The sequence below is a fragment of the Plantibacter sp. CFBP 8804 genome, from assembly GCF_014841225.1.
Taxonomy (GTDB): Bacteria; Actinomycetota; Actinomycetes; order Actinomycetales; family Microbacteriaceae; genus Plantibacter; species Plantibacter auratus.
This window is the reverse complement of record NZ_JACYTU010000009.1, coordinates 21,922-44,434: the sequence shown is the minus strand read 5'-3', so window position 1 is coordinate 44,434 and position 22,513 is coordinate 21,922. Positions and strand designations below refer to the sequence as shown.

The following is a 22,513-nucleotide window of genomic DNA, read 5'->3' as shown; positions in this document are numbered from 1 at the left end:
GGGAACAGGACCGACGGAAGTCCCTGATACTCATGTCCCGGCGCGCGAGCCGGGACACTCAGCGGTGCAGGATCACCTGGTACAGGTTGTGGTCCTGCCAGGTCCCGGCGATCCGCAGGTACGACGGCGCCATGCCGATGTGCTCGAACCCGGCTTTGCGGAGCACCCGTTGCGAACCGTGGTTGTGCAGCAGGGTGCTCGCCTCGACCCGATGCAGGCCGAGGTCGTCGCGCGCCACCCGGACGATCGCCTGCACGGCGGCCGTCGCGAGGCCCTTACCCGCGTAGTCCACATCCACCCAGTAGCCCAACCCGGCGTTCTGGAACGGGCCGCGGACGATCCCTGACAGGTTGAACCTGCCGACGATGGTCGAGCCGTCGAACAGGCCAAGGGAGTATCCGCTCCCGGCGGCGCTCGACGCGAGCTTGCTGGTGAGGTCCGCCGATTGCCCGGCTTCGGTGAAGAACTCGTCGGATCGAGCCGGCTCCCATGGGGCCAGATGGTCGCGGTTCCGCGCGTACGCCGCAGCGAGCTCCTTCGCATCGCCGAGCTCCAAGGGCCGCATGTCGACGCCGTCGGCGAGGTTGATCACGGTGAACACCCGTCAACGGTAGTCGCCGCCGGGCGCACTCGACCACCCCGATGCGACGTCTGTTTCCCGCCAGCTCAGGGCGACGCGAATGATGAGGCTGAGAGGTGACCACCCCGCTTCCCTGACGTCTGGACACCCGTGCCCCACTCCCATGTCGACATCGACCCAGCCATCCTCTACTTCGGGACACCCGTGGTGCTGCTCAGCACGGTGGACGCCGACGGCCGCCCGAACCTCGCCCCGATGTCGTCGGCCTTCTGGCTCGGCCACACGGCCGTCCTGGGCATGGGGATGCGGTCGCAGACGGCGTCGAACCTGCTCGCGACCGGGGAGGTCGTGATGAATCTGCCGTCGGTCGGCCAGGTCGACGCCGTCGACCGCCTCGCGCTCACGACCGGCCGGAATCCGGTGCCCGCGGCCAAGCAGCAGGTCGGCTACCGGCACGCCTCCGACAAGTTCGCCCTCGCCGGCCTCACCGCGGTGCCCTCGACGACCGTCGCTCCCCCGCGGGTCGCCGAGTGCCCGGTGTCGCTGGAAGGCCGCGTGACCGCTGTCCATCCGCTCAACGAGGATGATCCCGCCGAGGCCGGTTCCGCCTCGGTCTTCGAGGTGACCGTCACGCGGGTGCACGTCCACCCCGGAATGCAGGACGCAACCCACCCGAACCGGATCGATCCGCTTCGGTGGCGGCCCCTGATCATGAGCTTCCAGAAGTTCTTCGGTCTCACCGACCAGGTGCACCCCTCGCGCCTCGCCACGGTCGATGAGGAGTGGTACCGCTGACTGAGACTCAGCGGCTGGCGATGGGGTGGGCCGGGTACTCGCGCAGCACCAGGGCCGTGCTGACGGGACCGAACCGGCCGATGGCGTCGATGATCTGCTCGAGGCGTTCCGGCGAGGGGGCGTGCACGTCGAGGACGAAGCAGTCCTCGCCGGTCACGCGGTAGATCCGGTGGATCTCCGGCAGCTCGTCGAACTGGGTCAGTGACGCCTGGATCTGCGCGTGGGTCGTCCGGAGTCGGACGACGGCGTGTGTCGTGAGCCCGAGCTTCTGCGGAGACACCCGAGCTCCGTAGCCGGTGATGTAGCCGGCGAGTTCGAGCTTGCGGACCCGCGCCGACACCGCCGGCTGGGACAGATGCACGAGCCGGGCGAGGTCGGTCATCGTGGTGCGCCCGTCGACCTGGAGCACGTCGAGGATCGTCTGGTCCGTTCGATCGAAGGAAAGCGAAGCATCGTCCGTCATCTGCTTAGTAAACAACGGATGATGACGCTCCAGCTGCTGACACCGATGGTTCAGCTGGCACGCTGAGGGCAGATCACCCAGCCACGACAAAGGAATCCCATGTCGATCATCACCATGCCCGGGATCGGTGGATCCGACGACGCCCACTGGCAATCCCACTGGGAGCGCGAGACGCCTGCGATCCGACGGTTCGCGCCGGCGTCCTGGGACGAGCCGGATCTCGACGACTGGTCCGCTGCGCTCGACCGGGCGGTGGCGGACGAACCGGCGATCCTGGTGGCCCACAGCCTCTCGTGTCTGCTGGCCGTCCGCTGGGCGGCGGCGAACCCTGCACGAGTCGCCGGGCTGTTCCTCGTCGCCGCCCCCGATCCCGACGGGCGGCGGTTCCCGAGGATCGCCGCTGCGTTCGCCGAGGATCTCGACGTCCGGCCATCCGTACCCGCAGTGCTCGTGACCAGCGACGACGACCCGTACTGTTCGGAGGCACGCGCGGCCGGGTTCGCCGCGACGTGGGGCGTGCCTCGGATCAGCATCGGGCGGCAGGGCCACGTGAACTCCGCCAGTGGACTCGGCGCCTGGCCGGAGGGCCGGCGACTGCTGACCGCGTTCAGCGCGGGGGTCGGGAGTCGCGAGCGGTCAGCAGCGACGTGAGGGCCGCGATCGCCGGTTCGAACCGCGCTCGCGACGGCGTGGCGAACCCGACGACGAGGGCCTCCGGGCGGTCGTGGCTCCGGGTGTAGCGCGCGAGGCGATGGACGCCGACGTGATCGGGTTGGGACTCGAGTCGGGACAGCACCGCTGGGGCGGCATCGCCGAGCGGAATGAGGCCGTGCAGCCCGGCGGCAAGACCGGGGACCTCGAGACCGACGCTGCGCAGCGCCTGCTGGAGGTGGGTGCGACGGCGGGCGTACTCGCGGCGCTGACGGCGGATGTGACGCTCGTACTCGCCGGTCCTGATGAGGTCGGCGAGAGCCAGTTGGTTCAGCATCGGCGCGCCGCCCGTGAGCGCTTCGGACGCATCGACGACCGGACGCACGAGGTCGCGCGGCAACGCGAGCCACCCGAGGCGGAGGTCTGGAGCGAGGGTCTTGCTCACGCTGCCGGCGTAGACCACGCGCTCCGGTGCCGACCGTTGCAACGCGGCGACCGGGCGGCGGTCGAAGCGGAACTCGCCGTCGTAGTCGTCTTCGACGATGAGGCCTCCGTTCGCCATCGCCCAGTCGACGACGAGTCGACGTCGCGCCGGGGCCAACGCCCCACCCAGTGGGAACTGGTGCGACGGCGTCAGCACGACGGCGTCCGTGCGGGCATCGAGCCGACCGAGGTCCGCGCCGTCCTCGTCCACGACGAGGTCGGACACGGTGAACCCCGACGTCGACCATGGGCGTTCGATGCCGAACAGCGACGGGTCCTCGATCGCGACGGACGACGCTCCGCCTGCCGCGAGCGCTGCCGCGACGAGCGTGCTGGCCGTCCGGTAGCCGGCGCAGATCACGATGGCGTCAGCGGTCGTCTCCACCCCGCGAGCGCGGGCGAGGTAGGAGGCGAGTTCGGAACGCAGCGCCATGCTGCCGGCACCATCGGAGTCGACGTCGGTAGCTGTGGCGCCGGCACGCCGGATGGCGGTGAGCCAACGCGCGGTCGGAAAGGACCCCGCCTCAGGTCGCCCCGGCCTGAGGTCGAACTCCGGTCCGGCACTCGCTGCCGTCCGGCCTGCGCTGTGGAGTGGCGCGACGCTGCGCGCGACGAACATGCCCGCGCGGGCTCTGGCCTCGAGAACACCTTCGGCGACGAGGTCGTCGGTGACGGCCACGATCGTGTTGCGAGCCACCCCGAGCTCGAGCGCGAGTTCCCTGGACGATGGCAATCGCATACCGGGTAGGGCCCGGCCATCGGCGATCGCGGCCCGGATGGCATGTTCGACGGCACGGGTCTTCGGCAACGTCGGGTCCAGCTGGAGCATCAGGTCCACTGGACCAGGATATGGGACTCGTTCTGGCCCTCATCAACGGTCCACCGCCGGAATAGGGTCGAACCGTATCTTCTGGAAGGACGTGCTCATGCGGGTGTTCATCGCGGGTGGTTCGGGCGTGCTCGGGCGCGCGCTCATCCCACTGCTCAGGACAGCAGGTCACGAGGTGATCGCGACGACCCGATCACTCTCGAAGTTCGCGCGCGTCGCCGACACCGGGGCGACACCGTTCCTGCTGGACGTCCTCGACCGGACCGCGACGGTGCGGGCATTGGTCGACACCCGGCCGGACGCGATCGTGCACCTCATGACCGATCTGACCGCGGGAGACTCAGGGAGCAACGCACGATTGCGCACCGCGGGCACCCGTCACCTCGTCGACGCGGCCCACGAGGCCGGAACGTCGCGGATGGTCGCGGAGAGCATCTCCTGGGTCCACTCCCCCGGTCGTGATCTCGCGACGGAGTCGGATCCGCTCGATCTGGACGCACCGGAGCCCCGACAGACGACGATCTCCGCGGTGCGTGCCCTCGAGGGCGCCGTGCAGGAGCTCCAGGACGGCGGGGTCCTCCGGTTCGGCCAGCTCTACGGGCCCGGAACCTGGTATTCGACCGCCGGACGCTTCGGTGATGCCGCCCGTGCGGGCGAGCTCCCAGCCACGGAGACCGTCACCTCGTTCGTGCACACCTCCGACGCCGCCGCGGCGCTCCTGCTCGCGCTCGGATGGGGTCGCGGGACGTGGAACATCGTCGACGATGAGCCCGCCAGCGGCCACGATTGGGTGCCGCGGTTCGCCGCTGCAGTCGGCGCGCCGCCGCCGACGTCATCGACCTCAGGCGACATCGGCCGTCCGGTGTCGAACGCCGCCGCCAGAGCGGCAGGTCTCACGTTGCGGTACCCGAGCTGGCGCGAGGGGTTCGTCACGTGAAGCGACGCCGATTCCGTTGCGGATCCTGGCGGCAGGCCGTCGTCACCCTCGCCGGGGTCCTACCGATGAGCGTCGCGTTGAACATCGGCCTCGACCCGCTCACCAGCGACTGGCCCCGCCTGGCCACGGTCGTCGCCAATGCGACCGTCCTCGTCGCGTCCCTCACGTGGGTCCTCCTACCGGCGCTCCATTGGGCGACGGGCGGGTGGGCCGCGCCGCGACCGAATCCGTCAGCCGAGCTCGCGGAGCCTGGACGCGACGTCGCAGACGTTCCGTCGCCGTGATCAGCGGACGCTGCAGGGCCCCGAGGCGGACAGCACGATGACCGGCCCCACTTCGGGCGCGTCGGCGAACTCCCCGAGACGCAGGTAGAACCCATCGTCAGATGTGAACGCCACGGCCCGGGTGGCATCTGACGATCCATCCGCGGCGACCTTCTTCTCCACCTTCCATCCCGCGCGTCCGGCGTACATCGCGGCCGCATCGTCCAACCAGGCGGCACGGTCGAAGTCCGCTACGACGCTGACCGTCAGGATCCCGTTGAACTGCGCGGCGCCACCGGTGCACTGGATGTCGACGTCGTCCTCGACCCCCGTCGACGCGCTATCGGCAGGCAGCGTCGCCTCGAACTCGGCACGGAGCGAGAGCGCCTCCGACTTCGTGCTGTCGTAGTCCGGCCTGATCTGCAACGATCCACAGCCTGCGAGCGCGCAGGCGAGGACGATGCCGATGAGGCCGAGCATTGTCCGACGCATGATGCGATCCCTCCCCGAATGGACCAAGGTCTCCAGCGTAGGTGCCGAGGACGCCCGTCGGGCAGACTGGACCGGTGACCCGACCCGACCCGATCCGAGCCGACACCACCCGAGCAGCCCTCCTCCGCGACCGCATCGTCCAGCAGATCGCTGAGCAGGGCTTCGACGCGCACGGCCTGCACGTGCTCGCCGGTGACGACGAGGCTGGGCATCGCTGGACCGAGGACGTCCGTGAGGACATCCACTCCGCGGCGAAGGGCGTCTGTGTGCTCGCCGCCGGCCTCGCCATCGACGACGGTCTCATCACGATGGACACCACGCTTGGCGCGGTGTTCCCGGAAGTCGACTTCGGCGAGGGCACCGCCGACGTCACCCTCCGGCGCCTGTTGAACATGACGAGCGGCGTCGACCTCCCCTGGTCGCCGACCCTGCTGTCCGACTGGCCGGATCTGGCGCTCGAGTTCCTGAGCAGGCCGTCCCGCGGTCGCGTCTTCCAGTACTCGAACGCCAGCACCTACACGGCGATGCGCGCGCTCGAGACCCGGGTCGGTGACGTCGGCGACTACCTCGAGCAGCGACTCCTCGCTCCACTCGGCATCCACGACGCGCCCTGGGAGCGGTGCCCCCGCGGATTCATCGCATCCGGCGGCGGGCTGCAGCTCCGCACCACGGAACTCGCACGCATCGGACGACTCATCCGCGACCGCGGCCGGTGGGCAGGCGAACAGCTCCTGTCACCGGAGTGGATCGACGCCATGCACACCGACTGGGTGCCCTCCGGAACCGGCGCCGGGTACGAGCAGTATGCGCTCGCCGGATGGGATGGTCCTGGCGCGGCCTGGCGACTCCACGGTGCCTACGGGCAGCTCGTCATCTTCGCCGGCGACGCCGTGGTCACGATCACGGCCGAGGACCACGAAGGGGCCGACCGCATCGCGGCCTCCGTGTCCTCGCTCCTCGCCGACACCACGGGCTGAGCCAGGCTGCGGGCGCGGGTCAGCTTCCGGCGCGGAGCACTTCCGCCGCCGCTTCGACGGTCGAGACGAATGTGGCGCCGACGCTCCGGTGCCCCGACCGGATCTCCTGTTGCGGAGCGTCGGAAAGCACGACCACGTCGATGTCGAGGATGCGACAGACACGCGCCTTGTACGCGATGTCGACGCGGTCCCCTATCCGCGGGCACAAGACGACCGCGCTCGGTGGGAAGCGCTCGTTCGTGAGCATCTCGCCCCAGGACGACGCCGCGATCGTCACCTGCAGATCAGGTGCGTGGGAGCCGAGCCACGACACGGCAGCCGCGCGGGCGCGGTCGTCACTGTCCAGTACGCCGACTGTTCGCATCGATACCTCGTCACTCGTCACCGCATCCGGAGTCACACCCCGATGGTGTCGGCGCCATCCGTAAGATACCAGCGCCGGGACGCGCTTGCCTTCACCCAGTCCTGGCGGGCACGATGGACGGGTACCGCGGTGTCGTGGTGATCGTCGAAGCCCAGGCCGACTTGTCTGCCGATCGATCCCCCGCTCCGCCTCGGAGGCATCGTCCATGACGACTGCTCGCTCATTCCCGCCCTCCATCCTCGGCCCCTTCCGCGCAGCCGCCAGCCGGTATCGCGGTGTCCTCGGCCGGCCCGGGGCGCCGCAGTTCTTCCTCGCTGCGGCCCTCGCCCGGCTCGGCGTCGCCATGACCGGACTCGGGCTGCTCTTCTCGATCCAGCACGCGACGGGGTCGTTCGCGGTCGCAGGTGCGGGGACGGGGGCGTTCGCCCTCGCCGAGGCGGTGGTCGGTCCGCAGATCGCACGACTCGTCGACCGGTGGGGCCAGACGGAGACCGTACCGGTGGCCGTGCTCGTGCACGTCAGTGCAGTCGTCGTCGCGATCACCACCGCAGGACATGCGCCGATCGGCATCACCCTGGCGATCGTCGTCGTCGCGGGCGCCGCGATCCCGCAGCCCGGTGCCCTGTCGGCGGCGCGCTGGTCGCGGCTCCTCCCGGAGCCCGATGCGCTCCGGACCGCCTTCGCCCTCGAGGCGAACGTGAACGACGCGGTGTTCCTGTCGGGACCGATCCTCGCCACCCTGGCGAGCACGCTCCTGGCACCGTGGGCCGGGTCCGTGGTGGCGGCGATCCTCGTGGCTGCCGGCTGTGTCGCACTCTCCCTCCAACGCTCCACCGCACCGATACCGCGACGTCGACCGGAGCGTGGGGCGGACATCCACCGCTCCACCCTCCTCGCCCCTCCGTTCCTCGCGTCGCTCGGGGTGAACCTCGGGCTGGGGTGCTTCTTCGGTGCGGTACCACTCCTCGTCACGGCGGCGGCGACGGCGGAGGGACGACAACCCTTCATCGGACTCGTCCTCGCGCTCTCCAGTGCCGCCAGCATCGTCGCCGGCGCGCTGTACGGTGCGCTGCGATCGACTCCGCGGCCCCGGACCGTGCAGCTGATCGCGTCCGCCGTCCTCACGCTCGCCGTCGTCGTCGGTGCCGTCTGGCCCGCCTTGCCCGGGCTGGCGATCATGCTCCTCGTCGGCGGGACCGCGATCGCACCGCTCCTCGCCTCGTCCTCACAGATCGTGCAGGCGACGGTCGTCCCCCAGGAACTGACGCAGGGGTTCACCTGGATCAACTCGGCTTCCGCCGCGGGTATCGCGGCGAGCGCCGCGCTCACCGGTCGGCTCGTCGCACAGGGAGGCGTCGAGGCCGCGATGCCGGCGCTCATGATGCTCGTGATGATCGCGGTCATGGCTGCAGCGTCGGCGTTCCGGACACGCACGCCCGTCGACTGAACGGCACTCCGAGCGGCGGCCGATGTGACATCGGCGAGATCCACCCGCTATGGTATTGATAACCATTATCAATAGGGAGGGTGTGGTCATGAAGGTCAGGAACTCGTTGAAGTCGCTGAAGAAGATGCCAGGAGCGCAAGTGGTCCGCCGACGCGGTCGCGTCTTCGTCATCAACAAGCTCAACCCGCGCTTCAAGGCGCGTCAGGGTTGAGCGAGGTCGTCGTCGCGTCGATCCGGCGTGGCCGCCGGCATGACGCGGCGATGACCGTCAGTCTTGCCATGCTCGCCGTGGCGACGATCCTCATCGCCGTGGCGATCGGCCCCGTCCCCATCGAACCGCCGACGGTGGTGGCTGTCCTCGCCCGGCACCTCTTCGGAAGCGCACCCGGCCCCTGGCCGGACTCGGTCGATCAGATCGTCTGGATCACGAGAGCGCCGCGGGTGGCGATGGGACTCGTCGCCGGCGCCGTGCTCGCCGTCGCGGGAGTCATGCTGCAGGCCCTCGTCCGCAATGCGCTCGCAGACCCCTACCTGCTCGGACTCAACTCGGGCGCTTCGACGGGTGTGGCCCTCGTCGTGCTCGTCATCGGCGGTGGCGGCGCGCTCCTCGTCGCCGGCGCCGCATTGGCCGGGGCCATCGGTGCGGTGCTGCTGGTCGTCCTGCTCGCCGGGATGGCGAATCGACGCGGGCCCCTGCGCTTGGTCCTCGCCGGACTCGCCGTCGGGTACGCGCTGAACGCCACCACGAGCTTCCTCGTCTTCTCCAGCGACGCACCGGAAGCGGCACGCTCCGTGCTGTTCTGGCTCCTGGGGTCGCTGTCGTCGGTGCAACCGGCCGCCCTCCTCGCCGCAGCGATCTCCGCGGTGATCGGCCTGAGCGCCCTCATCGTCCTCGCGCCCTGGACCGACGCCCTGGCATCAGGCGACGATTCGGCCAGATCGGTCGGACTCGATCCCGAGCGAGCGCGGATCGGACTGATGGTGGGCGTCTCGGCGATGGTCGGCGTGACGGTGGCGGCCGTCGGGGGCGTCGGCTTCATCGGGCTCGTGATCCCCCACCTCGCGCGCCGGCTCGTCGGCGGACGCCACCGGGCCGTGCTCCCCGTCGCCGCCCTGCTCGGCGGCATCGTCCTCGTCACCGCCGACACCATCGCAAGGACGGCGTTCGCTCCGCAGGAGATCCCGGTCGGTGTGATCACCGGGATCCTCGGCGCGCCATTCCTCCTCGCGCTCCTCCGCCAGGGCCACGGTGCCCGGTCCGAGACATGAGCCCCTCCCCTCCCCCATCAGAACGGAAGACACCCGATGACCACACCCCGACTCCGGCGAGCGCTCCTCGCCGCGACCGTCCCCGTGCTCGCGCTCGGCATCCTGAGCGCCTGCACGGCCACCACCGCAGCTGAGCCCTCTGGCGCTCCGAGCGACGCCGGCTTCCCGGTCACCATCGACAACTGCGGTTCGACGATCACCCTGGACGCGCCGGCCCGACGCATCGTGCTCGTGAACGACGACGAGCTCCCCAACCTGGAGGCGCTGAGAGCCGTCGACCGGATCGTCGCCATCACCGCGACCCCACAACCGGGCCTGTACGCGGACGCCACGTACGACGCACTCGACGCCCTGTCGCCGCTCACCACCGAGCAGAACGCGACGGGTGGTTCGGTCGTCTCCCAGGAGAGCATCCTCGGTGCGTCGCCGGATCTGGTCATCGCCCCCGAGAACGCCGTCGACCGTGACGCGTTGGCGGCGAGCGGGATCCCCGTCTACTCCCCCACCGCCTACTGTTCGAACCCCGACCCGGCGCTCAGCAGGACGGCGACCTTCGACCGGGTCTGGGACGAGGTCCGGTCCCTGGGCGGCCTGCTCGGAGCGGGCGAACAGGCCGAGCAGGCCATCGCCGCGGCGAAGGCGACCGTGCAGTCACCTGCTCCCGACGCCGGGACCGCCGCTGCCCTCTACGTCTCGTCCGGCGGCGCCGTGCTGTCGCCGTACGGCGGGCCGAGCATGGTCACCCCGGTCTTCGCGGCCGCGGGCCTCACCAACGTGTACGCGGACTCCGATCAGCGGGTCTTCGACGCCAGCGTGGAGGACATCATCTCCCGCGATCCCGGCACGATCGTGCTGCTGTACTCGAGCGGCGACCCGCAGAGTACGATCGACGCCTTCCTGAGCACGCCGGGTGTCTCCGGGCTGAGCGCCGTCCGTGACGACCGGGTCACAGCACTCCGCTTCCCGTACACGGATCCGCCGAGCGTGCTTTCGGTCCGGGGGCCCGGCGAGCTCGCCCGACTCCTGGACGGCCTGGGATGATCGAAGCCGCGGCGGTGACCGTCCGCTCCGGCGGCCGAACGCTGCTCGACGCCGTCTCCTTCACCGCGCCGACCGGCAGCGTGACCGGGATCGTCGGGCCGAACGGCGGCGGGAAGACGACGCTGCTGCGCGCGATCGTGCGAGCCGTTCCGATCGAGCGTGGTCGGATCACCGTCGACGGGCAGGACGTCGGCACGCGGCGCCGACGGTGGATCGCCCGCAGGGTCGCCGAGGTCGGCCAGCGAGTCGACCCGGACCCGGGGCTGCGCGTCGTCGACGAGGTGTCGTTGGGCGGTCTCGCAGAACACGGCGTACTCCGCGTCGGTGGCACCACCCACGACCAGGAGGTCGCCGCCGCGATCGACACGGTCGGGCTGACCCACCGGGCGTTCGACCGCCTGGCCACCCTGTCCGGAGGAGAGCTCCAGCGGGTCGCCCTCGCCCGAGCCCTCGCGCAGCGTGCACCACACGTCCTGCTCGACGAACCCACGAACCATCTCGACCTCAGACATCGGCTCGAGGTCGTCGCGCTCCTGCGCACGATCGCACCCACCGTCGTGGTCGTGTTGCACGATCTCGACCTCGCGGCTCAGGCCTGCGACCACCTCGTCCTCCTCCACCACGGCCGCGTCGCCGGCGCAGGCCCACCCCGGGACGTCCTGCATCCCGGCCTGATCGACCGGGTCTACGACGTGAGCACCCACCGGCACGAGGACGCGGCCGGCCGGGTGCGCTTCGAATTCTCACTGCCACCGGAACGACACCTCCACCCCGACACCAAGGAGTCCTCATGACCGAATCCATCTCCACCGACGACGCGACGACGCTCGCGACCGCTCGGAGCCTCGCATCGCGCTGGGATGCGCAGCAGACCGGCTACATCAGGCATCGAGCAGAGCGGTTCGACACCATCGCGCGGGTCGTCGCGGCGATCTGCGCGGACTCGCCCGCGCCCCGCATCCTCGATCTCGCGGGCGGGACGGGCTCCCTCGCCGAGCACGTCCTCGCGACCGTCCCGAACGGTCAGGCGGTCGTCGCGGACAAGGACCCCGCGCTCCTCGCCATCGCCGCCGACCTCGCGACCGCTGACCCGCGGCTCTCGATCGCCGAGGTCGACCTGTCCCTGAGCGACTGGATCACGCATCCGCAGATCGGCGACGGACCATTCGACGCCGTGGTCTCGTCGACCGCGCTGCACTGGTTGCAGCCCGCCGAGCTCGTTGAGGTCTACCGGGCGCTGCCCGCACTCATCCGGCCGGGCGGCATCGTCCTGAACGGCGATCACCTCTTGTACGGCGGACACCACGAACCGACCCTGGCCGGGATCGCCCGCGCCGACGACGAAGCGATGCAGCAGGAGACCTTCTCGGGCGACACCGACACGTGGGACGACTGGTGGGACGCGGTTGCGGCCACGCCGCGCTACGCCGACGCGCTCCGCCGACGCGACGAGGTCTGGGGCGAGTCGATCCACCAGGCTCCGCCGAAGGTCACCCTCGGCTTCCACCTCGAGACGCTCCGCAGCGCGGGATTCGCCGAGACCGGGACCGTCTGGCAATACCTCGACGACTACGTGCTCTACGGCATCATGCCGCACTGATCGCCACGCCGGGGCGGGCCGACGTCGCGAAGATGTCTCGCCCAAGCCTCACCGGTGAGGCCCGAGGACTGTCTGCTCAGGATGCGACGTCGACCGGATCCCACGGTAGACGAGGCCACCGACAGCGTTCGACGGATCGCAGTTGCAGAGCCAGGCACGGTCGTCAAGAGTCAACTGCACGTCGGTCCCCGGAGGTAGCGTCGCCGACATGGGTTCTTCTCGCTCGTCCGCCGCTTCCCTCGCCCGCATCGCCCGCGAGGAATTCGGGTGGGACACGTTCCTGCCGGGACAGCGCGAGGCGATCCAGTCGGCCGTCGCAGGCCGGGACACGCTCCTGGTCCTCGCCACCGGCGGCGGGAAGTCGGCCGTCTACCAGGTCGCCGGCGCCCAGCGCGGCGGCGTTACCCTGGTGATCTCGCCGCTGGTCGCCCTGCAGGCCGACCAGATCGCCTCGATCGAGGCGGCACCGGCGGCCCCTCCGGCCGTTGCGCTCAACGCCTCGCTCGGACCGCATGCGATCGCGAAGGCCTGGGACCGCATCGACGAGGACGGGCCCGTCTACGTGCTACTGGCACCGGAGCAGCTCGCGAACGAGGAGACCGTCGCCCGCCTCAGCGCGGCCGGTGTCTCACTCATGGTCGTCGACGAGGCGCACTGCGTCTCCTCCTGGGGAACCGACTTCCGACCCGATTACCTGCGCCTCGCCGACGTCCGTCACGAACTCGGCGACCCGCCGGTCCTCGCCATGACGGCGACCGCCTCCGGCCCCGTCCGCGCTGAGATCATCGAACGCCTGCGCATGCACGATCCGGACGTCCAGGTGCACGGCGTCGACCGCCCGGAGATCCGGCTCGTCGTGCACCGACACGAGAGCGAAGCCGAGAAACGAGCCGCGGTCGTCGGCGAAGCCCGCGCTTGGACCGCGCCCGGACTGGTCTATGTGGCGACGCGACGTGACACGGAGCGCTACGCCGAGGAGATCGCGGCCGAGGGACGCCGGGTGGCCGCATACCACGCCGGTCTGAAGACCTCAGAACGTCGTGCCGTCCACGATCGCTGGCGCGCCGGCGAACTCGACGTCGTCGTCGCGACCTCGGCGTTCGGGATGGGGATCGACCGCGCCGACGTGCGCTTCGTCCTCCACGCCACGACGACCGAGTCGCTCGACGCCTACTACCAGGAGGTGGGCCGCGCGGGGCGTGACGGCGAACCCGCGACCACCGCGCTGCACTACCGGGCGGAGGATCTCGGGCTCCGCCGCTTCTTCACCAAGCGGTCGGTGTCGGAGTCGGCGTTGCGCGCCGTGTGGCGGGCCGTCCGCGCGACCCCGGGCGCGACCGTCGGCGATCTGGCCGAGCAGCTCGATCGGCCGCGGCGCACGGTCGCCCGCCTGGTCAACGACCTCGCGGACGCCGGGCTCGTCGACACCGCCGACGGCGTCCGCGCCATCGACGAGGTCGGTCCGAAGCGCGCGATCGGCGCCGTTCGGGAGACGCTCGAATCACGCGAGCGGATCGCGGAGTCGCGGCTGGCCATGATGCGCGCCTACGCCGAGACCTCCCACTGCCGCCGGCGCGTCCTGCTCGAGTACTTCGGCGTCGAGGCCCCGGAGTGGTGCGGGAACTGCGACGGCTGCGAACGGCACGAAGCGCATCAGGAGCAGGAGCGGGCACAGCAGCACGCCGGGACGGACAGCGCCAGCGACGCCTCGCCGTTGCACGTCGACCAGGCGGTGCACCACGAGGAGTTCGGTCCAGGCACCGTGATGGGCGTCGAGCCCGACCGCGTCACCATCTTCTTCGACGCCGAGGGCTACAAGGTCGTGGCGCTCTCAGCGCTCGAGACCGGCGTCCTCACCGCCCGAGAGCTCGCCTCGGCCTGAGCGCTCGGGCGCCTGCGCACCGCGAACCGGTACTCCCGCGGCGTGCAGGCGACCCCGAAGGTCGTCGACCGTCGTGAACCGGTGCGTGGACATCGACAGGCGTGCTGCTCCGGCGAGCTTCGCTGCCGAGTCATCGGTGAAGAACACGTCCTCGCCCCGCACCTGCAGCGCATCGAGCACGTGCTGGAACGCTCGGACGTCGGGTTTCGCGAAGCCGATGTCCGCCGAGTTGAAGATCGCGTCGAAGTGGTCGGCGATGCCGGACGTCGCCAGCTCCGCAGCGATGGTGTCCGTGCCGTTCGTGAGCACCGCCGTCCTCAGCCCGGCGGCGCGGATCTCATCGGACAGGTCCAGTAGCGCGTCGTCGACCGACCACGTCTGAGCACCCCATTCCTCAGCTGCCGCCTGGTCACCGACGAGGTGTCCGATCCGGCTGACCCATTCGACTCTCGTGATCCGGCCGGTGGTGACCTCGTCGATGAGCGGCGCCGCGAAGGCGATCCCGGCGAGCGCACCGGGCTGCAGCCCGTACCTGACCTCGATGTCGGAAACCGGTGCCGGATCGAAGTGTCGGATCACGCCGTCGAGGTCGAACAGGACGACGCTGATCACGACCCGACCCGTTCCTCGCTACCCGCCGACTCATGTCCAGGGGCGTCGCCGATGACGCGATCGATCCAGTCGCGTCGCGACAGCGTCGGGATCTCGTAACGCGCGAACCAGCCGAGTTCGAGGAGCTCCTCGGGGTCCGCGGTCGCCTCGCTGAGGAGCTCGCAGTCGTAGGCGGTGGTCACGTACCCGACGTGGTCGCCGTTCGGGTAGCGCACCATCATCGGTTCGCCGCCGTACACCCCGACGATCCCGCGGATGCGGACCCGGGCGCCGGTCTCCTCGAGGACCTCGCGGAGCAACGCGTCGGCGGGCTCCTCACCCGGCTCGACACCGCCGCCGATCAGACTCCAGAGGCCGGAGTGGCGATGGCGACCGAGGAGGAACCGGTCCCCGTCCCTGATCACCGCCGTGACCCCGGGGAGCATGAGGAACCCGGTCCCGATGTGGGCGCGGATCGAGGCGACGTAGTCGGACATCGGCATGCGGGGAGTCTACGGAACCGGTCTGACCGGAACGTGTCAGTCGGCGTGCTCCGGCGGCCACACCACGGCGAAGTGCTCGAAGACGATGTCCTCGGACTCCGACCACGCCGCACCCCGGGCCGCGCTGGTCCGCTCCCAGTAGCGTCGGTGTTCGCGCTGCCAGCTCTCGAGCGTGCGGTCGTCCTCACCTTCGGCGAACGCGAACGCGGCGTCTGCACTCGCGAACGGTCCGATGCGCAGCGCGGTGCTGCGGATGATGATCCGCGGGGCCCCGGTACTGTCGCACGCGATCCAGTGCGACCCGATCCGCGGGAGCGGGTCCCCGCGGTGCGCGAACTCCGAGACGAGTTCGGCGGTGGCCCGCTTCCGCCCGGTCAGGACGATGTCGAGCAGTTCGTCGGCCAGCCCGGCCGTGTCGCCGAAGTGCTCGACCGTGTAGTCGGCGTCGTCCAGTCCCGCGCCGCCGCGATGCTCGGCATACGCCTGCCACATCGTCCTCGCGGCATCGACGTCGGGGGCGGCGACCGGGCTGGCGGCGTGTGCGGAGTCCATACATCCGATCGTGCCAGACCATCCGACAGACCCGTCGACCATGGCTCAGCGCAGACGGCCTCCAGTGAACGCGTTCGTCGCGGCGAGGACGGTGTCGACGGGTGTGTCGATCGCCACTTCGCCGACCTGGAAACCGAGCTTGCCGAGCGCGGCGAAGGACCTCGGCGGGAGGGTCGTCGAGACGCCCGGAGACTGCGCGGTCAGACCGGGGACGAGGTGGAAGGTCAGGATCCGCCACTTGCCGCGTGAGCGTACCGAGATGCGCTCGATCGCTCCCCACGGGAGGAAGACCTCTCCTTGCGGGATGCTCCCACGAAGGCCGTCGGCGTCGAGCGTCAGTACCGTGCGAGCCACTGACTGCGCTCCACGGACCGTCGCGAACTGCACCACCGCGAACAGCATGAGCCAGGAGATGACGCTGAAGGACAGTCCGGACAGCATGCCGAGGGCGAATCCGCCGGACGTCGTGGTCAGCACGGCGAGGAGCATCCCGAGCACCGGGATCAGTGCCGCTCCGATCAGGGTGAAGACGAACGCCGGGCGGGTCACCCGCTCCGTACGCACCGGGTCGGAGCCGACGACGAGTGGCGGGAAGGACTGCGGTGCACCGTTCATGAGGACAGTATGCCGCTCACCGCGCGGTGAGGCCCGAGCCGTCCGCATCGGCGACGAACGAGGTGGAACCGTAGTCGTCCCCGACACTGAAGGTGATCTGCGGCGGTCCGGCCGAACGGGCGAACGTGGGGCTGTCGACGTCGGTGTCGGTCGACCGGACGACGTATGCGAGCGCGTCACCCACGGGCAGGCCGACCTGCTCTGCGCCGTCCTGCATCAACGCCCAGACGCGGTCGAGCGCGACGTCCGACCAGGAGAACTGCTCGGCCGCCGATTCGGGTTGGATGCTCGCCGCGCCGTCGTTGGTGACCTGGCCATACCGGTACTCCCACCGGTCGGTCTTCGTGTCCCCCACGGTGAGCGGCGCCTGGACGATGACGAAATCGGCGGCGACCGTGATCGACACCACACGGTCATGACCGATCGCTTCCTGGAGCGCGCGCTGCGCCTCCGCGAGCGCCCCCGGGCGACGGAGGTCGGGTCGGAGGCGTCCGTCCTCGAGGGCAGCGATCGCCTGCGCGACGGACTGGTGGTACGGCACGACCACGATGGCCGCTGCCGCGATGGCGACGATCGCGAACAGGGCGAAGCGGCCGGGACGACCGGCCCGGCCGACGCCGAGCAACGGTCCGCGTCGCCGTCCGTCGACGATGCGCCGGTGCGGCTCGACGGGGAGGAACGGGACGGACGCGCGAGCCGGCACGCGCAACCGTGAACGCTCCGCCGGAGCGAGCTCGCCGGCGTCGATGAAGGCGACCTCGGGGCCGCCGTCGAGCAGGATCGCGACATCGCGCTCGGTGCCCGGCTGGAACATCGGGATGGCGGTCAGCGGGACGACGGTGCGCATCGTGCTCGCGAACGCCGCTCCGTGAAGCGGCTGGACGGTCAGGTCGAGTTCGCACAGCGGCTGGTCGTTGATCTGGGTGCCGGTCTGACGGAGCGCATCGACGCGGGCGACCCCGAGCCGACGAGCGTCCTTGGCCTGCTGGACGGCCTGAGGCGAAGCACCGACGGCGTTACCCACCGACCGGGCCACGAGCGTGAGCACCGAGGTCATGATGAAGACGGGGAGTGCGACACCGGCGACTGCGTAACCGACGTCGGGCGGACCGACGGTGATCACGATGACGCCGCCGAGCAGAGCACCGAGAGCCGCGAAGGCGATCAGACGAAGCATGCTTTCGACCTTATCGAAGCGCTCGATCCCACCACCGCCGGCGGTTCAGCCGGGTCCATCGCTCGCCGCGGCGAGCAACGGCACGATGACGTCGCTGATCGGCGTGGGGATGCCGTGCACGCTCCCCCGCCGCTGGATCACCGCGTTGCGGACGTCCCATTCGAGCGGTTGCCCCTGTTCGCGGTCGGCGAGGATCGACGTCCCACGGTCGACCGGAGCGGCTCGGAACTGGTCGAGGAGCCGTCGAGGTTCGTCGTCAGTCAACCGCGCACCCTCCGCGCGTGCGACAGCCGCGCACTCCTCGAGGTAGCCCAGCATCAAGCGGCCGATGTCGTCGCGCCGGTACATGCCGGATCGGCGTCCGGTCAACGCCATGAGTCCGGCGGCGGCGTTCTGCAGCAGCTTCCGCCAGGCGAGGGTCGTGAAGTCGGTCGAGACCTCGACGGTGCAGCGGGAGCCGCGCAGCACGTCCGCCACCACGGCGGCACCGGGTGCCTCCGGCAGGGACAGGCGCGGCGGGCTCAGCAGGGTGACCGGGCCGCCGGGCTCACGGGTGGCCGGGAACCACACGACCGCGGGGACGACCGTTCCCGCTCGGACGAGTGGCTCCACCATCTCGCGTTGCTCGACGCCGTTCTGCAGGACGCACACGACCGTCTCCGGGCCGCACAACGCGGCGAGCCAGTCCGCAGCGGCAGCCGTCTGGGTCGCCTTGACCGCCAGGAAGACGAGGTCCGCGGTGCCCGGAGACCCCGCCGGATCGGTGTGGACCGGCCCGGGGACCGTCACCGTCTCGTCATCGACCTGGAGCTGGAGTTCCGGCCGCTTCGACCGCCCCGCGATGAACGGCGTCCGTCCCTGCTCGTGGAGCGCGGCGGCGACCACGGTTCCGATCGCGCCAGGCCCGATCACCGCGATGCGGTCGGGCCCACCGGGCGTCACGCCTCGCTCGATCCGGACAGGGCGTCGCGGGTCGCGGCGATGACCGCCTCCGGAAACCGGCGGAGCTGGTCGATGTCCACCCATTCCTCCACAGCGTGCAGTCCGCCACCGGCGGGCCCGCACACGACGGTCGGGATCCCCGCCGCTTGCCACAGCGCCGACTCCATCCAGTAGGGAGCGCCGACCGCCGCCGGCACGGTCTCGCCTTCCGCGTCCCGGGAGAGCTCGGCGGCGAGGACGTCGGCGAACCGCGCAGCCGCCCCGTGCTCGTCGGCCTCCCAGGCCTCGCGCTGATGGGTCAGTTGGGCGCCCGTGCGGAGACCAGGCGTCCTCGCGGCGACCGCGTCGAGCATCGCCTGGACCTCGACGAGGGCAGCCTCAGCGCGTTCACCCGGCAGGGTGCGTCGCTCGATGACGAGGGTCGCGTCGGCGGCGATCGTGAACGGGGCGCTCCCCGCCCGGACCACGGTCGCGGTGAACGAGCCGTACTCGAGCAGCGGGTGCGCGGGTCGTCTGCGGAGCTCGTCGTCGGCCCGCTCCACCTCCTGCAGCAGCGCGCCGAGGGCGCGGATCGCATCGACGGCCAGACCGGGCTGGGACGAGTGCGCGGCCGTCCCCTGCAGCGTGACCTCGACGACCGCGTACCCCCGGTGCGCCGCTATGCGATCCAGCCAGGTGGGCTCGGCAATGAGGCACACGTCCGCCGTCACACCACGATCGGCGAGGTGTCGGAGGACGGCTGCGGCGCCCACGCTCGCGTCCTCTTCATCCGCGACGCCCGTGAAGACGACGGTGCCGGGGTGGTCGGCCGCGGCGAGTCGCTCCGCGGCGACGATCAACCCCGCCAGGCCGGACTTCATGTCGCTGGCGCCGCGTCCGAAGAGCTTGCCGTCCGCGATCCGCGGGTTGAAGGGGTCGGCCATGCCCTCGACCCCGACGGTGTCGAGATGGCCGTTGAACACGACCGTCGGCCCCGGCCGCGATCCCACGTGCACGGCCACGACGCTGACGCGCTCCGCATCCTCCGGCGCGGGAACGAGGTCGACCACGAAGCCGGCGCCCGTGAGTCGTTGCGCGATCACCGCCGCGATCCGGCCCTCCCCGGGAGCCCCTGGGACGAGGCTCGGACTGACGGAGTCGATCGAGATGAGCAGGCGGGCGAGCTCGAGTGCGTCGTCGCCGGGGCTGAGGTCGGACATGCCTCGACGATAGCGGGACGGTTCGTCCCGGAGACGCCTGAAGACCAGAACAGGCGCCCGTCTCCGTGAGGGGACAGACGCCTGAGCGCATCACCGACCGCGACGGGCCGCTGATCAGGACTAGCGGTTCTTGACCCGCGTGACTGCGTCGGTGTTCTCCGAACGCGCATTGCCGGCCTTCTTGTCGGCCTTGGCGGTGCGTTTCTCCTTCAGCGTCTTCGCCGGTGCGGTCTTGCCGCCTTCTTTCCGTGCTGACTTCTCGCCCATGATGGTGCTCCTTTGCGAGTCACGGTGACCCGGTACCGCTGAGGGTACAGCCACATCCTGTCCGCCGGTCCAGCCGCCGCATCCTTGTTAGCATTCGGGGATGACGAACCCGACACAGATCACCGACGTCCCGATCGGCGGCGAGGGCATCCGACTCGGGCAGTTCCTGAAGTTCGCCGGTCTGCTCGACTCCGGCGGAGACGTGAAAGCGGCGATCGCCGACGGCGCGGTGCGGGTCAACGGCGAGATCGATCGCCGACGCGGCCGGCAGTTGCAGCTCGACGACGTCGTCTCCCTCGAGGGGCGCAGCGTCCGCGTCCGCCCCTAGCCCTGTGAGAGGAACCTTGTGAGCCCGAGCATACCCCGACCCATCGCCGTCACCGGATCGACCGGCGTCCTCGGCGGCCTGGTGGCGCACGACCTCGCCGCCCGCGGGATCCCACAACGCCTGCTGGTGCGCACGCCCGCGAACGCACCGCAGCACCCACTCAGCACCGTGCACCGGTTCAGCTACACCGACCAGGCGGCGGCCCGCGCGGCACTCGAGGGCGTCGACACCCTGTTCATGGTGTCGGGGGCCGAGAGCGCCGACCGGGTCGACCAGCACCGGTCGTTCATCGATGCGGCCGCCGCCGCAGGCGTGCAGCACCTGGTGTACACCTCGTTCGCTGCGGCGGCACCGGATGCCGTGTTCACGCTGGCGCACGACCACCATGCGACCGAAGAGCACATCCGATCGTCCGGCATGCGGTGGACGTTCCTGCGCGACGGCTTCTACCTCGACTTCATGGAGGCCCTCGTGGGTGAGGACGGTGTCATCCGCGGGCCGGCCGGGGACGGTCGCGCCTCCTTCGTCGCTCGCGCCGACATCGCAGGGACCGCCGCGGCGATCCTCGTCGACCCGGCGTCCCACGCCGGTCGCACCTACGACCTCACCGGACCGGAGGCGCTCTCGATGGCCGAGGTCGCCGCCACGATCGGTCGCGTCCGCCATCGCGAGGTCACCTTCCACGACGAGACCATCGAGGAGGCCTACGCGTCGCGAGCCTCCTACGGCGCACCCGACTGGGAGGTCGACGCCTGGGTGAGTACGTACACGGCCATCGGCAGTGGTGTGATGGCCGAGGTGAGCTCGTCGATCGAGGACGTCACCGGTGTCCCACCGATGGACCTCGAGACCTACCTGCGGGCGAACGCGGGCTGAGGACTCCTCCTACCGAGGATCATCCGCTCGCGAGGCGGTCACCGCCGCGGTGGAGTTCGCGGGGAAGGTCAGCGTCGCCACCCACCATGCGTCGGCGTCGGGCAGGTGCAGGACGACGATCCCGTCGACCGCCCCCTGGCTCACGCGGTAGCCGAGGATCCGCGGCGGGAAGCCGGGCACCGCCGGGGTGTGCTGCTCCGGTGCCGTGAGCTGGGCGCGCTGGCCGACCCGTTCGCCGTCAGCGCTGGACTCGATCAGGCCGGACAGTTCCAGGAGCTGCCGCTTGCCGTTCCGGCCGGAGGCACTCGCCGAGACGCCACTGAGCGCGAACACGAAGTCGGGCCGCCGGGTGTCGGGACGGAATGCGAGCAGACGCACGCTGTTGCGCACGGCGACGAGCAGCCACCAGGCGAGCAGCAGGGTCAGGAGCGACATCGTGACCGCCCAGAACCACTGCCAGAAGTCGGGTCCGGCCGGCGCCTCCAGCGCCACCTCACCGGTCTGGTCGCGCACCCACACGTCGAGCGTCTCGCCGACCTGGATCGTGTCGCTGCGGATCTCGTCGGACCCGACCGTGCCCGGGACGTCGTACGTCACCGTGACGGTGCGGTACTCCTCCCAGTGCTTGCTGCGGCGGGACCCTTCGAGCACCCGCTCCGTCCCCTCGTCGACCACCTGCCCGGTGGTCGTCGTGTAGCTCGCCGTGAGGTCGGCGGCGAGGTCTTTGACGTTCCCGAACCCGATGAACCCTGCGACGGCCGTGAGGAACACGAGGATGATCACCAGGACGGTGCGCCCTCGCACCGCGCGGTTGAGGTAGGTGCGGTCGATCATGGTCGTGCTCACTGCGGCCTTCCGGTCCTGGCCCGCTCCGGGCCGACACCGACCCTATGAGCGCCCGCACCAGGAGAGCGATGGGGAGTGCTCCCCATCGCCGCCGCCACGGATCACAGGCCGGCGATCACAGGCCGTAGAACCCCAACTCCCAGTCGAGCGCTTCCGTGGGGCTGAGGTCGACGTGCGTCAACTCGGACACGTCGTTTGTCGTGAAGTAGATCGACGTCCCAGGACTCACGAAGACGCTCGCGAAGTCCTCGCCGACGACGTCGAGGTCGACGAAACCGCCCCCGGACAGCGCGGTGCGCTCCATCGTGTCCTTCAGGGTGGTGATGATCGTGCTCGGGTCGAGGTCGTAGACGAGCCCGCCGAGCGTGAGTGTGCTGCTTTCCATCGTGATGTCCTCAATGAGGTCATGGTGCGCGAACGGCAACCGTACGCCATCGAGCGGTGCGAACCCGTCTTACGGCTCCACAGCGACGCGCGTCCGACGGAACTAGGGCAGATGCCCGAGGTAGGCATCGGGCCTCAGCGAGGAACGTGAGTGGTCGAG

Annotated in this window: 29 protein-coding genes; 14 read left to right on the top strand and 15 right to left on the bottom strand. The window is 70.4% G+C overall.

The window, feature by feature from the left end:
- Nucleotides 1–58: 58 nt before the first annotated feature.
- Nucleotides 59–565 (bottom strand): GNAT family N-acetyltransferase, encoded by a 507-nt coding sequence (locus IFU11_RS14745; protein WP_192019460.1) that lies wholly within the window; start codon nt 563–565, stop codon nt 59–61.
- Nucleotides 566–730: 165 nt separating this feature from the next.
- On the opposite strand from IFU11_RS14745, the gene IFU11_RS14740 reads away from it, so the two are divergent.
- Nucleotides 731–1,375, top strand: coding sequence for a flavin reductase family protein (locus tag IFU11_RS14740; RefSeq protein WP_192019423.1), 645 nt, complete (start codon nt 731–733; stop codon nt 1,373–1,375).
- Between the two features lie 7 nt (nt 1,376–1,382).
- On the opposite strand, the gene IFU11_RS14735 is transcribed toward IFU11_RS14740, so the two are convergent.
- Nucleotides 1,383–1,838, bottom strand: a complete 456-nt coding sequence (locus IFU11_RS14735; RefSeq protein WP_192019422.1) for an Lrp/AsnC family transcriptional regulator — start codon at nt 1,836–1,838, stop codon at nt 1,383–1,385.
- 99 nt (nt 1,839–1,937) lie between these two features.
- On the opposite strand from IFU11_RS14735, the gene IFU11_RS14730 reads away from it, so the two are divergent.
- Nucleotides 1,938–2,489 (top strand): RBBP9/YdeN family alpha/beta hydrolase, encoded by a 552-nt coding sequence (locus tag IFU11_RS14730; RefSeq protein ID WP_192019421.1) that lies wholly within the window; start codon nt 1,938–1,940, stop codon nt 2,487–2,489.
- On the opposite strand, the gene pdxR is transcribed toward IFU11_RS14730, so the two are convergent.
- Entirely contained in the window at nt 2,446–3,801 is a 1,356-nt protein-coding gene (pdxR, locus tag IFU11_RS14725) for a MocR-like pyridoxine biosynthesis transcription factor PdxR (RefSeq protein WP_244631828.1), read from the bottom strand. The two genes, IFU11_RS14730 and pdxR, sit on opposite strands and share 44 nt — an antisense overlap.
- A gap of 97 nt (nt 3,802–3,898) precedes the next feature.
- Here pdxR and IFU11_RS14720 point away from each other — a divergent pair, with 97 nt between their 5' ends.
- Nucleotides 3,899–4,738, top strand: coding sequence for an NAD-dependent epimerase/dehydratase family protein (locus tag IFU11_RS14720; protein ID WP_192019419.1), 840 nt, complete (start codon nt 3,899–3,901; stop codon nt 4,736–4,738).
- Complete coding sequence (locus IFU11_RS14715) at nt 4,735–5,022, top strand: hypothetical protein (RefSeq protein ID WP_192019418.1); 288 nt, start codon at nt 4,735–4,737, stop codon at nt 5,020–5,022. Before IFU11_RS14720 ends, IFU11_RS14715 begins: the two co-directional genes overlap by 4 nt.
- Here the strand turns inward: IFU11_RS14715 and IFU11_RS14710 are convergent, their stop codons facing one another.
- The gene (locus tag IFU11_RS14710; protein ID WP_192019417.1) at nt 5,023–5,493 is read right to left on the bottom strand and encodes a hypothetical protein; all 471 of its coding nucleotides are present in this window, start codon (nt 5,491–5,493) and stop codon (nt 5,023–5,025) included. It lies immediately after the preceding gene.
- Between the two features lie 74 nt (nt 5,494–5,567).
- Here IFU11_RS14710 and IFU11_RS14705 point away from each other — a divergent pair, with 74 nt between their 5' ends.
- Nucleotides 5,568–6,470: a serine hydrolase domain-containing protein gene (locus IFU11_RS14705; RefSeq protein WP_371742793.1), complete on the top strand. Its 903-nt coding sequence runs from the start codon at nt 5,568–5,570 to the stop codon at nt 6,468–6,470.
- 19 nt (nt 6,471–6,489) lie between these two features.
- Here the strand turns inward: IFU11_RS14705 and IFU11_RS14700 are convergent, their stop codons facing one another.
- Nucleotides 6,490–6,834 (bottom strand): hypothetical protein, encoded by a 345-nt coding sequence (locus tag IFU11_RS14700; RefSeq protein ID WP_192019416.1) that lies wholly within the window; start codon nt 6,832–6,834, stop codon nt 6,490–6,492.
- A gap of 205 nt (nt 6,835–7,039) precedes the next feature.
- Between IFU11_RS14700 and IFU11_RS14695 the strand changes: the two genes are divergently transcribed.
- The 7 genes from IFU11_RS14695 to IFU11_RS14665 all read left to right on the top strand — a co-directional run bounded on the left by IFU11_RS14695 (nt 7,040) and on the right by IFU11_RS14665 (nt 14,073).
- On the top strand, nt 7,040–8,281 hold the full coding sequence (locus IFU11_RS14695; protein WP_192019415.1) for an MFS transporter: 1,242 nt from the start codon (nt 7,040–7,042) through the stop codon (nt 8,279–8,281).
- A gap of 88 nt (nt 8,282–8,369) precedes the next feature.
- On the top strand, nt 8,370–8,492 hold the full coding sequence (gene ykgO, locus IFU11_RS14690; protein WP_064295097.1) for a type B 50S ribosomal protein L36: 123 nt from the start codon (nt 8,370–8,372) through the stop codon (nt 8,490–8,492).
- 50 nt (nt 8,493–8,542) lie between these two features.
- The gene (locus tag IFU11_RS14685) at nt 8,543–9,550 is read left to right on the top strand and encodes a FecCD family ABC transporter permease (protein WP_192019414.1); all 1,008 of its coding nucleotides are present in this window, start codon (nt 8,543–8,545) and stop codon (nt 9,548–9,550) included.
- 36 nt (nt 9,551–9,586) lie between these two features.
- The gene (locus tag IFU11_RS14680) at nt 9,587–10,591 is read left to right on the top strand and encodes an ABC transporter substrate-binding protein (protein WP_192019413.1); all 1,005 of its coding nucleotides are present in this window, start codon (nt 9,587–9,589) and stop codon (nt 10,589–10,591) included.
- On the top strand, nt 10,588–11,385 hold the full coding sequence (locus tag IFU11_RS14675) for an ABC transporter ATP-binding protein (RefSeq protein WP_192019412.1): 798 nt from the start codon (nt 10,588–10,590) through the stop codon (nt 11,383–11,385). The genes IFU11_RS14680 and IFU11_RS14675 overlap by 4 nt, the downstream gene beginning before the upstream one ends.
- Nucleotides 11,382–12,191, top strand: a complete 810-nt coding sequence (locus IFU11_RS14670) for a class I SAM-dependent methyltransferase (RefSeq protein ID WP_192019411.1) — start codon at nt 11,382–11,384, stop codon at nt 12,189–12,191. Before IFU11_RS14675 ends, IFU11_RS14670 begins: the two co-directional genes overlap by 4 nt.
- Before the next feature lie 208 nt (nt 12,192–12,399).
- Entirely contained in the window at nt 12,400–14,073 is a 1,674-nt protein-coding gene (locus IFU11_RS14665; RefSeq protein ID WP_192019410.1) for a RecQ family ATP-dependent DNA helicase, read from the top strand.
- Here IFU11_RS14665 and IFU11_RS14660 read toward each other — a convergent pair.
- From IFU11_RS14660 to IFU11_RS14625, 8 genes are all read right to left on the bottom strand, one after another.
- Entirely contained in the window at nt 14,023–14,685 is a 663-nt protein-coding gene (locus IFU11_RS14660; protein WP_192019409.1) for an HAD-IA family hydrolase, read from the bottom strand. The genes IFU11_RS14665 and IFU11_RS14660 overlap by 51 nt on opposite strands.
- On the bottom strand, nt 14,682–15,167 hold the full coding sequence (locus tag IFU11_RS14655; RefSeq protein WP_199862319.1) for an NUDIX domain-containing protein: 486 nt from the start codon (nt 15,165–15,167) through the stop codon (nt 14,682–14,684). The genes IFU11_RS14660 and IFU11_RS14655 overlap by 4 nt, the downstream gene beginning before the upstream one ends.
- Nucleotides 15,168–15,203: 36 nt before the next feature.
- Complete coding sequence (locus IFU11_RS14650) at nt 15,204–15,719, bottom strand: ASCH domain-containing protein (protein ID WP_192019408.1); 516 nt, start codon at nt 15,717–15,719, stop codon at nt 15,204–15,206.
- A 45-nt stretch (nt 15,720–15,764) separates the two neighbouring features.
- A complete protein-coding gene (locus tag IFU11_RS14645; protein ID WP_137242572.1) occupies nt 15,765–16,334 on the bottom strand; it encodes a hypothetical protein in 570 nt (189 codons plus the stop codon).
- A gap of 16 nt (nt 16,335–16,350) precedes the next feature.
- Entirely contained in the window at nt 16,351–17,511 is a 1,161-nt protein-coding gene (locus IFU11_RS14640; protein ID WP_124768385.1) for a hypothetical protein, read from the bottom strand.
- Between the two features lie 45 nt (nt 17,512–17,556).
- The gene (locus IFU11_RS14635; protein ID WP_371742792.1) at nt 17,557–18,453 is read right to left on the bottom strand and encodes an oxidoreductase; all 897 of its coding nucleotides are present in this window, start codon (nt 18,451–18,453) and stop codon (nt 17,557–17,559) included.
- Nucleotides 18,450–19,652: a M20/M25/M40 family metallo-hydrolase gene (locus IFU11_RS14630; protein ID WP_192019406.1), complete on the bottom strand. Its 1,203-nt coding sequence runs from the start codon at nt 19,650–19,652 to the stop codon at nt 18,450–18,452. Before IFU11_RS14630 ends, IFU11_RS14635 begins: the two co-directional genes overlap by 4 nt.
- A 120-nt stretch (nt 19,653–19,772) precedes the next feature.
- Complete coding sequence (locus IFU11_RS14625) at nt 19,773–19,919, bottom strand: hypothetical protein (RefSeq protein WP_157579891.1); 147 nt, start codon at nt 19,917–19,919, stop codon at nt 19,773–19,775.
- A 100-nt stretch (nt 19,920–20,019) separates the two neighbouring features.
- Between IFU11_RS14625 and IFU11_RS14620 the strand changes: the two genes are divergently transcribed.
- Nucleotides 20,020–20,247, top strand: coding sequence for an RNA-binding S4 domain-containing protein (locus IFU11_RS14620; protein ID WP_064295072.1), 228 nt, complete (start codon nt 20,020–20,022; stop codon nt 20,245–20,247).
- 18 nt (nt 20,248–20,265) lie between these two features.
- On the top strand, nt 20,266–21,123 hold the full coding sequence (locus IFU11_RS14615; protein WP_192019405.1) for an SDR family oxidoreductase: 858 nt from the start codon (nt 20,266–20,268) through the stop codon (nt 21,121–21,123).
- A gap of 9 nt (nt 21,124–21,132) precedes the next feature.
- Here the strand turns inward: IFU11_RS14615 and IFU11_RS14610 are convergent, their stop codons facing one another.
- Nucleotides 21,133–21,969, bottom strand: coding sequence for a hypothetical protein (locus tag IFU11_RS14610; RefSeq protein ID WP_192019404.1), 837 nt, complete (start codon nt 21,967–21,969; stop codon nt 21,133–21,135).
- Nucleotides 21,970–22,084: 115 nt separating this feature from the next.
- On the bottom strand, nt 22,085–22,354 hold the full coding sequence (locus tag IFU11_RS14605; RefSeq protein WP_192019403.1) for a hypothetical protein: 270 nt from the start codon (nt 22,352–22,354) through the stop codon (nt 22,085–22,087).
- Between the last annotated feature and the right edge of the window lie 159 nt (nt 22,355–22,513).

What these genes read in the sequence shown, in the direction of transcription:
- IFU11_RS14745 (WP_192019460.1), bottom strand. Translation starts at nt 565, where the DNA reads ATGCGGCCCTTGGAGCTCGGCGATGCGAAGGAGCTCGCTGCGGCGTAC.
- IFU11_RS14735 (WP_192019422.1), bottom strand. Translation starts at nt 1,838, where the DNA reads ATGACGGACGATGCTTCGCTTTCCTTCGATCGAACGGACCAGACGATC.
- IFU11_RS14730 (WP_192019421.1), top strand. Translation starts at nt 1,938, where the DNA reads ATGTCGATCATCACCATGCCCGGGATCGGTGGATCCGACGACGCCCAC.
- pdxR (WP_244631828.1), bottom strand. Translation starts at nt 3,801, where the DNA reads ATGCTCCAGCTGGACCCGACGTTGCCGAAGACCCGTGCCGTCGAACAT.
- IFU11_RS14720 (WP_192019419.1), top strand. Translation starts at nt 3,899, where the DNA reads ATGCGGGTGTTCATCGCGGGTGGTTCGGGCGTGCTCGGGCGCGCGCTC.
- IFU11_RS14710 (WP_192019417.1), bottom strand. Translation starts at nt 5,493, where the DNA reads ATGCGTCGGACAATGCTCGGCCTCATCGGCATCGTCCTCGCCTGCGCG.
- IFU11_RS14700 (WP_192019416.1), bottom strand. Translation starts at nt 6,834, where the DNA reads ATGCGAACAGTCGGCGTACTGGACAGTGACGACCGCGCCCGCGCGGCT.
- IFU11_RS14695 (WP_192019415.1), top strand. Translation starts at nt 7,040, where the DNA reads ATGACGACTGCTCGCTCATTCCCGCCCTCCATCCTCGGCCCCTTCCGC.
- ykgO (WP_064295097.1), top strand. Translation starts at nt 8,370, where the DNA reads ATGAAGGTCAGGAACTCGTTGAAGTCGCTGAAGAAGATGCCAGGAGCG.
- IFU11_RS14685 (WP_192019414.1), top strand. Translation starts at nt 8,543, where the DNA reads ATGACCGTCAGTCTTGCCATGCTCGCCGTGGCGACGATCCTCATCGCC.
- IFU11_RS14680 (WP_192019413.1), top strand. Translation starts at nt 9,587, where the DNA reads ATGACCACACCCCGACTCCGGCGAGCGCTCCTCGCCGCGACCGTCCCC.
- IFU11_RS14675 (WP_192019412.1), top strand. Translation starts at nt 10,588, where the DNA reads ATGATCGAAGCCGCGGCGGTGACCGTCCGCTCCGGCGGCCGAACGCTG.
- IFU11_RS14670 (WP_192019411.1), top strand. Translation starts at nt 11,382, where the DNA reads ATGACCGAATCCATCTCCACCGACGACGCGACGACGCTCGCGACCGCT.
- IFU11_RS14665 (WP_192019410.1), top strand. Translation starts at nt 12,400, where the DNA reads ATGGGTTCTTCTCGCTCGTCCGCCGCTTCCCTCGCCCGCATCGCCCGC.
- IFU11_RS14655 (WP_199862319.1), bottom strand. Translation starts at nt 15,167, where the DNA reads ATGCCGATGTCCGACTACGTCGCCTCGATCCGCGCCCACATCGGGACC.
- IFU11_RS14650 (WP_192019408.1), bottom strand. Translation starts at nt 15,719, where the DNA reads ATGGACTCCGCACACGCCGCCAGCCCGGTCGCCGCCCCCGACGTCGAT.
- IFU11_RS14645 (WP_137242572.1), bottom strand. Translation starts at nt 16,334, where the DNA reads ATGAACGGTGCACCGCAGTCCTTCCCGCCACTCGTCGTCGGCTCCGAC.
- IFU11_RS14640 (WP_124768385.1), bottom strand. Translation starts at nt 17,511, where the DNA reads ATGCTTCGTCTGATCGCCTTCGCGGCTCTCGGTGCTCTGCTCGGCGGC.
- IFU11_RS14630 (WP_192019406.1), bottom strand. Translation starts at nt 19,652, where the DNA reads ATGTCCGACCTCAGCCCCGGCGACGACGCACTCGAGCTCGCCCGCCTG.
- IFU11_RS14625 (WP_157579891.1), bottom strand. Translation starts at nt 19,919, where the DNA reads ATGGGCGAGAAGTCAGCACGGAAAGAAGGCGGCAAGACCGCACCGGCG.
- IFU11_RS14620 (WP_064295072.1), top strand. Translation starts at nt 20,020, where the DNA reads ATGACGAACCCGACACAGATCACCGACGTCCCGATCGGCGGCGAGGGC.
- IFU11_RS14605 (WP_192019403.1), bottom strand. Translation starts at nt 22,354, where the DNA reads ATGGAAAGCAGCACACTCACGCTCGGCGGGCTCGTCTACGACCTCGAC.